Origin of the sequence: Aquicoccus porphyridii, from assembly GCF_008369105.1 — a bacterium.
GTDB lineage: Bacteria > Pseudomonadota > Alphaproteobacteria > Rhodobacterales > Rhodobacteraceae > Aquicoccus > Aquicoccus porphyridii.
This window is the reverse complement of the sequence record NZ_VINQ01000021.1, coordinates 49,533-60,775: the sequence shown is the minus strand read 5'-3', so window position 1 is coordinate 60,775 and position 11,243 is coordinate 49,533. Positions and strand designations below refer to the sequence as shown.

The 11,243-nt window shown below is 61.2% G+C and carries 15 protein-coding genes and 1 pseudogene; 11 read left to right on the top strand and 5 right to left on the bottom strand.

Going from position 1 to position 11,243, the window contains the following annotated elements:
• A partial coding sequence (locus FLO80_RS24445) for a YdcF family protein (RefSeq protein WP_188078354.1) occupies positions 1-374 on the top strand: 374 nt, incomplete at its 5' end.
• The gene (locus tag FLO80_RS24440) at positions 375-584 is read left to right on the top strand and encodes a YdcF family protein (protein ID WP_500676334.1); all 210 of its coding nucleotides are present in this window, start codon (positions 375-377) and stop codon (positions 582-584) included.
• A 475-nt stretch (positions 585-1,059) separates the two neighbouring features.
• Here the strand turns inward: FLO80_RS24440 and FLO80_RS23545 are convergent.
• The 5 genes and pseudogenes from FLO80_RS23545 to nusG form a co-directional block, all read right to left on the bottom strand.
• A pseudogene (locus tag FLO80_RS23545) lies at positions 1,060-1,285 on the bottom strand (addiction module antidote protein).
• 160 nt (positions 1,286-1,445) lie between these two features.
• Positions 1,446-1,649, bottom strand: a complete 204-nt coding sequence (locus FLO80_RS23270) for a type II toxin-antitoxin system RelE/ParE family toxin (RefSeq protein ID WP_246156744.1) — start codon at positions 1,647-1,649, stop codon at positions 1,446-1,448.
• A 268-nt stretch (positions 1,650-1,917) separates the two neighbouring features.
• On the bottom strand, positions 1,918-2,742 hold the full coding sequence (gene galU / locus FLO80_RS19235) for a UTP--glucose-1-phosphate uridylyltransferase GalU (protein WP_111369042.1): 825 nt from the start codon (positions 2,740-2,742) through the stop codon (positions 1,918-1,920).
• Between the two features lie 60 nt (positions 2,743-2,802).
• On the bottom strand, positions 2,803-3,786 hold the full coding sequence (galE, locus tag FLO80_RS19230; RefSeq protein WP_111369039.1) for a UDP-glucose 4-epimerase GalE: 984 nt from the start codon (positions 3,784-3,786) through the stop codon (positions 2,803-2,805).
• Positions 3,787-3,826: 40 nt separating this feature from the next.
• The gene (nusG, locus tag FLO80_RS19225) at positions 3,827-4,432 is read right to left on the bottom strand and encodes a transcription termination/antitermination protein NusG (RefSeq protein WP_246156743.1); all 606 of its coding nucleotides are present in this window, start codon (positions 4,430-4,432) and stop codon (positions 3,827-3,829) included.
• Positions 4,433-4,550: 118 nt separating this feature from the next.
• On the opposite strand from nusG, the gene FLO80_RS23425 reads away from it, so the two are divergent.
• From FLO80_RS23425 to FLO80_RS19195, 9 genes are all read left to right on the top strand, one after another.
• Complete coding sequence (locus FLO80_RS23425; RefSeq protein ID WP_281287045.1) at positions 4,551-4,757, top strand: recombinase family protein; 207 nt, start codon at positions 4,551-4,553, stop codon at positions 4,755-4,757.
• A gap of 206 nt (positions 4,758-4,963) precedes the next feature.
• Entirely contained in the window at positions 4,964-5,812 is an 849-nt protein-coding gene (locus FLO80_RS23420; RefSeq protein ID WP_281287044.1) for a recombinase family protein, read from the top strand.
• 8 nt (positions 5,813-5,820) lie between these two features.
• Positions 5,821-6,093, top strand: a complete 273-nt coding sequence (locus FLO80_RS23415) for a hypothetical protein (protein WP_281287043.1) — start codon at positions 5,821-5,823, stop codon at positions 6,091-6,093.
• Positions 6,094-6,166: 73 nt separating this feature from the next.
• On the top strand, positions 6,167-7,057 hold the full coding sequence (locus FLO80_RS19215) for a ParB N-terminal domain-containing protein (RefSeq protein WP_111369034.1): 891 nt from the start codon (positions 6,167-6,169) through the stop codon (positions 7,055-7,057).
• Between the two features lies 1 nt (position 7,058).
• Entirely contained in the window at positions 7,059-7,892 is an 834-nt protein-coding gene (locus FLO80_RS23410) for a ParB/RepB/Spo0J family partition protein (protein ID WP_223145513.1), read from the top strand.
• Positions 7,804-8,079, top strand: a complete 276-nt coding sequence (locus FLO80_RS23405; RefSeq protein ID WP_281287041.1) for a plasmid partitioning protein RepB C-terminal domain-containing protein — start codon at positions 7,804-7,806, stop codon at positions 8,077-8,079. Before FLO80_RS23410 ends, FLO80_RS23405 begins: the two co-directional genes overlap by 89 nt.
• A gap of 248 nt (positions 8,080-8,327) precedes the next feature.
• Positions 8,328-8,822, top strand: coding sequence for a MarR family EPS-associated transcriptional regulator (locus tag FLO80_RS19205; protein WP_246156742.1), 495 nt, complete (start codon positions 8,328-8,330; stop codon positions 8,820-8,822).
• A gap of 57 nt (positions 8,823-8,879) precedes the next feature.
• Positions 8,880-10,226, top strand: a complete 1,347-nt coding sequence (locus tag FLO80_RS19200; RefSeq protein WP_111369029.1) for a UDP-glucose dehydrogenase family protein — start codon at positions 8,880-8,882, stop codon at positions 10,224-10,226.
• Positions 10,223-11,233 (top strand): NAD-dependent epimerase/dehydratase family protein, encoded by a 1,011-nt coding sequence (locus FLO80_RS19195; RefSeq protein WP_111369026.1) that lies wholly within the window; start codon positions 10,223-10,225, stop codon positions 11,231-11,233. The genes FLO80_RS19200 and FLO80_RS19195 overlap by 4 nt, the downstream gene beginning before the upstream one ends.
• The last annotated feature ends 10 nt before the right edge of the window (positions 11,234-11,243 follow it).

The window sequence follows — 11,243 nt, the reverse complement described above, 5'->3', positions numbered from 1 at the left end:
GCCTGATCTTCGCAATCGTCTCCACAACCAACATCCCCAACTCGCTCCCTCATGCATCTGAGGAAGCATCAAAACAGAAATATCAGGGGGGTCACTTTTGGACGCCGATTACCCCGCTACGGGGTCAATTTTGCACGCCTGTTCACACGTTGGCCATTGAGCATCCCGATGCCAGGTTGCTGTTTTCTGGTGGCAGTGGGCGCTTGCGCAACACGGTGATCGGGCGCCCGACCGTTCACAGCGTGGCGGTGGATTTCATCGTTTCGCTGGGCATCGATCCAGACCGGACCAATTGGGAAGAGCAGTCCCAGAACACGGCCGAGAACGCCCGGTTTTCCTACGATGTGGCCGGCCCTGCCCCGGGTGAGACCTGAATTCTGGTTACCAGCGAGTTTCACATGGGGCGCGCGCTTGCCAACTTCGAGGCCGCCGGTTGGGGCGCGATCACGCCCCACCCCGTAGATTTTCGCACAGGGCGTTTCAGCGCAGGTATTGGCTGGGGCCTTGTTGGCAATCTCGAGGTGTTGAATATCGCAATCAAGGAGTGGGTCGGGCGACTGGCGTATCGGCTCGCCGGTCGCTAAAGCCCAGATCGCTCCAAGCCACGGCGCATCATCTCGCGCTTCCGTTCCAGCCGCGGTACCAATCGACAAACTGCTGGCCGCGGAGTGTCACAGGCTCGACCTGCCCTACGCCACATTCAACGTTGGCACCTGGCTGACATCGATTTCCCGTTCGGCATGCCATGCGTCATATGCGCCTTGCATCCGGATCCCGAACAATGATCCATTTCCGAAGTGCGTTCCCAGTCTCGCCGCGACTGGTGCACTGACGGGCTTCTATTCATTTACGATGTCATCGAAATGCCGCCGAGAGATGCCAAGCATCTTGGCGAGCTGCGTTTTGCTGTACTCCATGCTCGGCAAGATATCGTCCCGCAGAAATTCACCCGGATGCGTCGGGCAGCGCTTGCGATCTCTCGAGATCATTTTCCATGCTCCTCAGCCTAATGCTCGCAGTCGACACGGTAAGCGTCGCCGGCGCTACCGTATGCTGCGTTTACGCGCCCTCAGACTGTGCAATCAACTTGATGTTGAGCGAGGCCAAAACCTTGAGAACGGTGCCGAACTCGGGGTTCCCGCTTGCACTCAGAGCACGATACAGGCTCTCACGGCTTACTCCCGCGTCCTCAGCCACGTTTCGCCCGCGCAACAACACCAATTGCATCGGCGATAAATGCGGGATCTTGCGTTTCCAGTGCATCCGAAAGGTATCCAGCGATCATTTCATCATTGTCGAGATACTCTGCCGGATCAAAATCTGTAATTTCATGCGTCATTTCCTGGCTCCTTCCAAAGGCGATGCGCCCGAGCGATGTTTCTCTTCTGGCTCTTCTTGTCCCCTCCACAAAGCAGGAGGATGAGCACATCCCCTTGATGGCGAAATTAGACGCGATAGCCTTTCCCTTCGTGGATACGAAGCTCACTGACAGCGCGCCCTATTGGTTCAGCGTCGCCGAAATGCCCGAACTTCAGGCGCTGCAGCCGTCCGATGATCTTTTGCTTTGCGCGCTGGTCTCGCAAGCCTCGCAGCCATGTCGAGAAGGCGTCTGTTTGCCTGATTACGCAACATAACAGTGTGTAGCCCATGGGTTACAGATTTTCAAGAGCCTTGTAAGCACGGAAGGTCCGGGCGTTTCCGCCTTAAATCGTCCGCAACTGGTCGGCCCCTACGGCCACCTGTTCCTGCCCGCACATGATCTCCATCAAGACCCAGACGCGGCGAACCTCATGGGAAGCCTGTCTGTGCTGAATACCGCGATCCGCGAGCATGTCGGGCAGCTTGCCTATTGCCTGACCGGGCGCTGACCGGCCGCCGCTATTTCACCGTCACGCCGGTCAGCAATACCCCGCCCGCTCAAACAAAACCATCGCGCTGCGCCACATGCGTGATCGCGTCAAGGTATCCCTTGACCGAGCCGCAGTCAAACCGCTGGCCGCGGAGCGTCACGGCCTCGACGTGACCTGCGGCCGCTTGTGTGTTGATGGCGTCAGCAAGTTGAATTTCCCCTCCCGCGCCCGGGCCCTGGTCGCGCAACGTCTCGAAAATATCCGCTGTCAGAACGTAGCGCCCGATCGACGCGAGGTTGGACGGCGCGTCCTCGAAGTGGGGCTTTTCGACCAGGCCTTCGACGCTGCCAGCTCGATTGGCTGGTTGGACCACACCATATTTGGAGATGTCCGGTCCGTTCACCTCCATGACAGAAAGCTGTATTTGACCGGCCGCCTCGTAGGCTTTGACCAGATCAGCGGTCACACCCGCACCATCGTAGGTCAGAAAGTCATCGGCCAGCAGCACCGCGAAGGGATCATTGCCGACCGCACGTTCGGCGCAGAGAACGGCGTGGCCAAGACCAAGCTGCACGGGCTGGCGGACAAAGATGCATTCCACGCCCTGCGGCAGGATGCTGTGAACCATGTCCGCCTGCTCGGTTTTGCCCTTGGCGCGCAAGGCGGCTTCGAGTTCCGGATTGCTGTCGAAATGGTCCTCGATCGCGCGCTTGTTGCGCCCGGTCACGAAGATCAGCGTATCGATGCCCGCGGCAATTGCCTCGTCGACGGCGTATTGAATGAGCGGCTTGTCGACGATGGGCAGCAACTCCTTCGGCATGGCCTTGGTGGCGGGCAAAAATCGGGTGCCGAAACCGGCGACAGGGAAAACAGCTTTGCGAATGGGGGGCATATGGGGATCTTTCTAAAGGGTGTTTCGTCTGTGAAAGTCTAAGGTAGTGCCAGCGCTAGGCTATCCGGAATACCCACCGACTCGGTACAAGCGCCAGGCATCGGCGATCATGTGCGGCAGCGTTGAGCGCTCGGGGCGCCAATCGAGCTCTTCGGCCGCCCGGCGGCTGCCAGAGACCAGGGCAGCACAGTCTCCGGCCCGTCTGGGGCCAAAGCTGTGCGGGACGTCATGCCCGGTGGCAGCATTGCATTCGGCAATGATCTCCTTCACCGAGAATCCCGTCCCTGTTCCTAGGTTGAACACCCGGCTCCCTTTGCCTTCGAGCAGCCATTCCAGGCCTTTGGCGTGTGCGGCAGCGTGATCCATCGCATGGACATAGTCGCGCACACAGGTGCCATCGGGCGTGGGAGAATCCGTGCTGTGCATCGTCAGGGCAACGCGCGCGCCGGCGGCGGCTTCGATCATGACGGGTATCAAGTGGGTTTCGGGCTGGTGCCATTCACCGATCTCGGCTTCAACGTCCGCGCCCGCAACGTTGAAATATCGAAACACCACCGCTTCGAGACCATGGCTGGCAATAAAGTTGCGCAGGATGTCTTCGACGGCCCGCTTGGAGCCGCCATATGCATTCAGCGGCAGCTGCTGGCTCTGCTCGTCGAGGACAACGCCATCCTGATCCCCGTAGGTCGCGCAGGTCGAGGAGAACACCATGTGCCTGCAGCCCGCCTCCACCATGGCCTCAACCAGGTTGAGCGAGCCCTGCACGTTGTTGCGCCAGTAGCGCCCGGGCTCTCGCGTCGCCTCGCCCACCTGCCTCAGGGCCGCGAAATGCATCACGGCGACAGGTTCGTATTCTGCGAAGGCGGCATCCAGCGCATCACGGTCCAGCAGATCGCCCTCCACGAAGGGGCCGAACTTCACGGCACGCACCCAGCCGGTCACGAGGCTGTCGAAGGTCACCGGCACATACCCTTGGTGCGCCAGGAGCTTGCAGGCGTGCGAGCAGATATACCCCGCGCCGCCTGTCACCAAAACATGCGTCATGACTTCGGCCCTTCCAATACCCGCGCCATCGCTGCCCGCATTAAATCGTCCGCAACTGGTCGGCCCCTAGGGCCACCCGTTTCTGCCCGCCCATGATCTCCATCAACACCCAGACGCGGCGGTCCGGCGCGATCTTTTCGACCTCGGCCACGAAGTTGGCGAAGGGGCCCTTGGTCAGCGCAACCTGATCGCCGGGCTTGAGCACCTTCGGGGGCAGCAGCTTTCCGTCGGCGTCGCAGCGCAGCATGATTTGTGAGACCAGATCAAGCGGGACCGCCGTCGGTTCCCTGCCGAAGCTGACCAGCCGCGTGATGCCGTAGGTCGAGTTGACCTGCCGCCAGAGGCCGCGAGCCGCATCGAAGGCGACGAATATGTAGCCCGGAAACAGCGGCCGATCGGCGGTGACGAACTTGCCATTGCGCTGCCGCGTTTCCTCTTCGAGCGGCAGTAAGGTCCGGAAGCCCTGCCGTGTGAGGTGCTTGTCCGCAATTCTGGCGCAGTTCGGTTTCAACTGCGCCAGAAACCAGCTTGTACCGCGCTCGTGTCCCGTCATTGCTCCCCCTTCTGTCGTTGCCCCCATGTATCGCTCAAATTCGAGCACTTGCAAGCCGGGTTTGCCGAACTGATGTGACGCTTTGATGAACACGGCGCGGCGATCTCCCCTTAGCGCATTGATATCCTGCAGGAATTCCCACTCTCGACTTGATAAACCCTGCCACCCACGCAAACGTCCCCTGACGCAATTTCGGGCATCAGAGACCGAGTTGGACGGCAGCGGGGCGCAACAGGCAGAGTTTCGGGCGGCGCAATATGTGCGCTTGTCGACCGAGCACCAGCAGTATTCCACCCGGAACCAGGCCAAGATCATCGAGGATTATGCCGAACAGCGCGGCATCGAGATCATCAAGACCTACGCCGACGACGGCAAGAGCGGGCTTTCGATCGGGGCCGCGCCTCTCTCAAGCAGCTGATCGCCGACGACGAATCCGGGACCGCCGAGTTCAACACTATCCTGTTCTATGACGTCAGCCGTTGGGGGCGGTTTTAGGATGCCGATGAGTCCGCCTATTACGGATACATCTGCAAGCGCGCCGGGATTCAGGTCGCCTATTGCGCCGAGGAGTTCGAGAATGACGGCTCGCCCGTCTCCACCATCGTCAAGGGCGTCAAGCGCGCCATGGCCGGCGAATACAGCCGCGAGCTGTCGGTCAAGGTCATTGCCGGCCAGTGCCGTCTGATCGAGATGGGCTACCGCCAAGGCGGCACCGCCGGCTTCGGGTTGCGCCGCGTGCTGGTAGACGAGCGCGGCGAGATCAAGGGCGAGCTGAAGCGCGGCGACCACAAGTCGCTGCAGACCGACCGCGTCATCCTGATGCCCGGGCCCGACGAAGAGGTGGCCTGGGTGAACAAGATGTACCGCTGGCTGATCGAAGAGGACCTGTCCTTCCGCGAGATCGCCGACCGGCTGAACGAGAGCGGCGTGGCGACAGATCTCGACCGGTCCTGGACACCCAGCACGGTGCGCACCGTCCTGACCAATGAGAAATACATCGGCAACAACGTTTACAACCGCAGCTCCTTCAAGCTGAAAAAGCTGCATGTCGACAACCCGCCGGACATGTGGGTGCGTAAGGAAGGCGCTTTCGACGGGATCGTGCCGCTCGAGTTTTTCATGACCGCGCAGGAGATCATCACCGCGCGCTCGGCCCGTCTTTCGGACGAGGAGCTGCTGGACCACCTCAAGCGTCTCTACGCGGACGCGGGCCAGCTCTCCGAGGTTCTGATTGATCAGGCCGATGACATGCCGTCTGCCGCAACTTACCGATCCCGCTTCGGCTCACTGTCGCGGGCCTACGAGATGATCGGCTATCGCACGGACCACGATCATGAGCGCATCGCGCTCAACAAACGTCTGCGCGCCCTGCACCCGGAAATCATTGAACGCACCGCGGCGGCGATTGCCGATGTGGGTGGCCATGTGCAGCGCGACCCGAAGACGGATCTGCTCACATCAATGACGAGCTAATCGTCAGCTTGGTTCTGGCGCGCTGTCAGCCCATGGGCGACGGGCGGCTGCGCTGGCGCATCCGGTTCGACCCGATGCGCTATCACGAGGATGTCACACTGGCGGTGCGGCTCGATCCGATGAACGCGGGCGAGCTCGACTATTACCTGCTGCCCTGGGTCGATCTGCCCCGGCAGGAAATCCGCCTATGCAACCGCACCTCCATCGCCTTCGAGGCCTTCCGCTTCGAGGATCTCGGCTTTTTCTACAGCATGGCCGAGCGCGTGGGGATCCTTCTGTGATGGGGGGCGCGAAATCAACGCAACCAGCGAGGTGAACGAACCATGAATACCATCAAGACAAGGAGGCCGGCCGATGAGTCCTGACACACCCGACAGCGTGGTGATGGTGCCAATCGAGAGGATCGAGGTGCTCAACTCGAGCGACCGCAACGTGAAGGTCTTCGAGGAGATCGTTGAAAACATCCGCAGCATCGGCCTGAAAAAACCGATCACCGTGAGCGAGCGCGAAGGCGCCGACAGCGCGTCCGCCTATCTGCTGGTCTTTGGCCAGGGGCGGCTCAATGCCTTCCGCCTGCTGGGCGAGACCTATATCCCGGCGCTGGTGGTCTCTGTGAGCGATGAGGACGCCTTCATCATGTCGCTGGCCGACAACATCGCCCGGCGCGGCCATCGCCCGCTGGAGACCCTGGCCGACATCGCACTTCTGCTGGCGCGCGATTACACCATCGAGGACATCGTTCAGCGCACCGGGCTGTCGCAGAAATACGTGCGCGACATCGTCTTCCTGCTGGAGAAGGGCGAGGAACGGCTGATCGAGGCGGTCCAGAACAACACTATCCCGCTCACGGCCGCGCTGGAGATCGCGCGCGCCAAGAACGATGACGACGATCTCGGCGAGATGTTGGAGGAAGCCTACAAGACCGGCCACCTCAAGGGCCACGAGCTGACCGACGCCAAGCGCCTCGTGGAAAAGCGCCGCGAAAAGGGCCCGAAAGCCACCTCGCGGCCCAAGCTGTCGAACTCGGCGCATTCGCTGGTCAAGACCTACCAGAAGGAGGTCGCCCGACAGCACAAGATGGTGCTGAAGGCCGAGCACGCGCATCAGCTGCTTCTGCTGGTGGTCGAGGGCCTGAAATCGCACTACGCCGATGAGAACTTCGTCACGCTCCTGCGCGCCGAAGGGCTCGACACGCTGCCCAAATACCTCGCCGACTGCATTGAAACCGCTGACCAAGGAGCCTGACATGACTGACACGAACGCCATTGCACCGATCTACCCTGGCGCCTTCCCGCCGCCCGACGTCGAGGCGGACGGAGCACCCGACTACCCCACGGCGCCGCTGAACCTGACGCTGGGCTTTGATCTGGAGACCTACCAGATTCCGATCGACGAGCTGATGCCCTCGAAAAAGGCCGCCGATGGGGTGATGACCACGCGCATGTTCAAGCAGATCGTCTCCTTGATCCGCGAGATCGGGCTGATCGAGCCGTTCTCCGTGATCAAGCCCGATCCGGACGCCGTAGGCTTCCTGCTGCTTGAAGGCAATCTACGCGTGCTGGCGCTCAAGGAACTGGGCCATGATGTGGCGCCCTGCCTCATCGCCCGGGACTTCGAGACCTACACCTACAACCAGCGGATCAATCGGCTCTCGATCATGCAGGAGCATTACATGCTGCGCCGTGCCATCGACAAGGGCGTCAGCAAGGACCGGCTGGCACGCGCCTTCAGTGTGAGCCTCTCGACCATCAATAGCCGGATCAACCTGCTGCATGGCATCTGCCCGCGCGCCAGGGAGTTGCTGAACGGCCATCAGTTCACGCCGGATGTGACTCGGCACCTGCGCAAGATGAAGGCCACCCGGCAGGTCGAGGCGGTGGAGTTGATGATTACCGCGAACAGCATTACCGCCGCCCAAGCCGGAAGAGTCCAAGGGCGATCCACTGGAACAGATCGTCAAGCTCGAACGCGAAATGACCCAGGTCCAGGAAATGTACAAGGATGCCGAGAAGAGTTATGGCTCGGAACTGCTCAACCTGGTCGTCGCGAAGGGCTATCTGACCAAGCTTGTGGCCAATGAGGCAGTCAGGTCGTGGCTTGATCGCAATACGCCGGAATTCCTCGAGCAGTTCGAGCTGGTCATCAACACCGCCAGAATGGAAGAGGCGATGGAGCAGCAGGCGCGCCATGGGACCGATGAGCCGGATGCGGCCGCGGAGCCGACGGCACCGCAGGACGAGGCATCGGGCGGGCTGGCGGCGGAGTAGACGGGCCTGCTGCAGCGGGCCCGCCGGGGCGTCTGGATCGGCCTCCTAATGGGCTCTGCGGTGCCGCCGCCTGGCGGGTTTTGCAGGCGCAGCATTTTACGGTTGTCTTGGCGTGATTTGTGCAGTAGCTATTCACCTACGATGCGTAGCTGCATCGTGCAGGCATGACCCGTCGTCCGAGCGGACGAAGATCGCGCCACCAACCTCCCCCACCGCTGACATTTCCTGTTGCTTGATGGCCCGGGCACGTGTATCGCTCAACACTGAGCAATCATGTCGATTATGCTTCACATTGCGAAACAATTCACCCCGAGGAGGCCCGCGGGCAGTCCTTGTGCGGTAGCCTGCGCGAAAGCCCCGAAACCATGACCACCCAGCGTGACAAGCTGCGCGAAGACGTGCAGTTCCGAATCCTGCGCCTGTTGAAAGACAATCCCGATTTGACCCAACGTCAATTGGCCAAGGCCGTCGGGGTCAGCAATGGTGGCATTCACTATGTCCTCAATGCGCTCCTGGAAAAGGGCATGGTCAAACTGGGCAATTTCACGGCCGCCGAAGACAAGCGGCGCTATGCTTATGTGTTGACGCAAAGAGGGATCTCCGCGAAGGCCGATCTGACCAAGCGGTTCCTCGTGCGCAAGATGGCCGAATATGAGGTGATCAAGGCTGAGATCGAAGAGGTAGGGTCTGATCTGTCCGAGGCCGAGCTCGCCGAGCTGAAGGCAAAAGGTGTTGAGCAATAAAATGCTTCTCCGCGTCGATCAGATGTCGCTCACAATTACCGAACCGAGGTATTTATTTTGAAAATAGCAATGATTGGCACCGGCTATGTCGGTCTTGTCTCCGGGGTCTGCTTTTCCGATTTCGGACATGACGTGATCTGCGTCGACAAAGCGTCTGACAAGGTCGCGCGTCTGACCCAAGGCGAAGTGCCGATCTACGAGCCGGGTCTCGAGGCCGTTCTGGCGCGCAACGTGGCGGCCGGGCGGCTGTATTTTACCACCGATCTGGCCCGCGCCGTCGACGGGGCCGATGCGGTGTTTATCGCCGTGGGCACGCCGACGCGGCGGGGCGACGGCCATGCCGACCTGACGCATGTGATGGCGGCGGCCTCAGAGGTCGCGCAGGCGCTCACAGGTTATGCGGTCGTTGTGACTAAATCCACAGTGCCGGTGGGCACCAACCGCAAGGTGGCCCAAGTAGTCCGGGAGGCAAACCCCGAGGCCGACTTTGACGTGGCCTCCAACCCCGAGTTCTTGCGCGAGGGGGCCGCGATCGACGATTTCATGAAGCCCGACCGGGTGATCGTTGGCGTCGAGAGCGACCGCGCCCGCAATGTGATGAGCGACATCTACCGCCCGCTCTACTTGCGTGATTTTCCCGTCGTCTACACGGACCTTGAGACGGCCGAGATGGTCAAATACGCGGCCAATGCCTTTCTGGCCACGAAGATCAGCTTCATCAATGAGGTCGCGGCGCTGTGCGAGCGCGTGGGCGCCGACGTCAAGGAGGTCGCGCGCGGCATGGGGCTCGATGGCCGCATCGGCAACAAGTTCCTGCATGCCGGGCCGGGCTATGGCGGGTCGTGTTTTCCCAAGGACACCTCGGCGCTTGCCAGGACCGGTCAGGAATACGGTGTGCCGCAGCGCATCACGGAAACCGTGATTGCGGTCAACGACATGACCAAGCGCCGCATGATCGACAAGGTCATGAACCTTTGCGGCGGATCGGTGAATGGTTGCAAGATCGCGGTCTTGGGCGTGACCTTCAAACCCGAGACCGACGACATGCGCGAGGCGCCCTCCCTGACGATCGTGCCCGCGCTGGTGGGCGGCGGCGCGCAGGTTTGCGTCGTCGATCCGCATGGGCAGCGCGAGGGCGAAGCCCTGCTTCCCGGCGTGACCTGGATGGACGATCCCTACGCCGCGGTTGAAGGCGCCGACTGTCTGGTCATCCTGACCGAATGGAACGCGTTTCGCGCGCTCGATCTCAAGCGACTTGCCACGTCCATGGCGACACCCAGCATGGCCGATCTGCGCAACATCTATGACCCCGCCGATGCGCTGGCAGCGGGTTTCACAGCCGTGGAAACTGTGGGGCGCGCCGGGACGGCAAGGCCCGCCGAAAGCGCGGAGGCCGCACAATGAGGCGCGCCTTCGTCACCGGCACGGCCGGTTTCATCGGGTTTCATCTGGCCGAGCACCTGCTCCTGAACGGCTGGGAGGTCGCTGGTTTCGATGGCATGACCGACTATTACGACGTGACGCTCAAACGCCAGCGCCACACGATGCTGCAACAGCACGGTGGATTTTCCGCCGTCGAGGCAATGCTCGAGGATCAGACGGCGCTCGACAGCGCCGTTGATGCCTTTCTGCCGGATATCATCATCCATCTCGCCGCCCAGGCGGGCGTGCGCTACAGCTTGGAAAACCCGCGCGCCTATCTCGACGCCAATGTCATCGGGACCTTCAACGTGATGGAGGCCGCACGGCGGCTTGAGGTGAAGCACCTGCTGATGGCCTCGACCAGCTCGGTCTACGGCGCCAATACCGAGATGCCCTTTGTCGAGACCGAGAAGGCCGACATGCAGCTGACGATCTATGCCGCGACGAAGAAGGTCAATGAGAGCATGGCGCATTCCTACGCGCATCTTTACGACCTTCCTACCACGATGTTCCGGTTTTTCACCGTCTATGGTCCTTGGGGTCGCCCGGATCTGGCGCTCTACAAGTTCGTCGATGCGATCCTCGATGACCGTCCGATCGACATCTACAACCACGGCGACATGTACCGCGACTTCACCTATGTCGATGATCTGGTCCGGGCGATCCGGCTGCTGATCGACGCCGTGCCCGAACGCCCCAAAGACGGCATGGTGCCGGAGGGCGACAGCCTGTCGCCCGTGGCGCCTTACCGCGTGGTGAACATCGGCAATTCCGACAAGGTGCGCCTGCTGGATTTCGTGGACGCGATCGAGGATTGTCTCGGCCAGAAAGCCCAGCGGAACTACATGGGCATGCAGACCGGCGATGTGCCCGCGACCTGGGCGAATGCAGAGCTGTTGAATACACTGACAGGCTATCGCCCACAGACGGATTTCCGCGACGGTATTGCGCGCTTTGTCGCGTGGTACCGTGATTATTACCAGAAGTAGGCAGGTTCCA

Excerpts from the sequence above, each read along its gene's own strand:
- FLO80_RS23270 (WP_246156744.1), bottom strand. The coding sequence starts at position 1,649 with ATGGGCTACACACTGTTATGTTGCGTAATCAGGCAAACAGACGCCTTC.
- galU (WP_111369042.1), bottom strand. The coding sequence starts at position 2,742 with ATGCCCCCCATTCGCAAAGCTGTTTTCCCTGTCGCCGGTTTCGGCACC.
- galE (WP_111369039.1), bottom strand. The coding sequence starts at position 3,786 with ATGACGCATGTTTTGGTGACAGGCGGCGCGGGGTATATCTGCTCGCAC.
- FLO80_RS23420 (WP_281287044.1), top strand. The coding sequence starts at position 4,964 with ATGGCCGGCGAATACAGCCGCGAGCTGTCGGTCAAGGTCATTGCCGGC.
- FLO80_RS19215 (WP_111369034.1), top strand. The coding sequence starts at position 6,167 with ATGAGTCCTGACACACCCGACAGCGTGGTGATGGTGCCAATCGAGAGG.
- FLO80_RS23410 (WP_223145513.1), top strand. The coding sequence starts at position 7,059 with ATGACTGACACGAACGCCATTGCACCGATCTACCCTGGCGCCTTCCCG.
- FLO80_RS23405 (WP_281287041.1), top strand. The coding sequence starts at position 7,804 with ATGTACAAGGATGCCGAGAAGAGTTATGGCTCGGAACTGCTCAACCTG.
- FLO80_RS19195 (WP_111369026.1), top strand. The coding sequence starts at position 10,223 with ATGAGGCGCGCCTTCGTCACCGGCACGGCCGGTTTCATCGGGTTTCAT.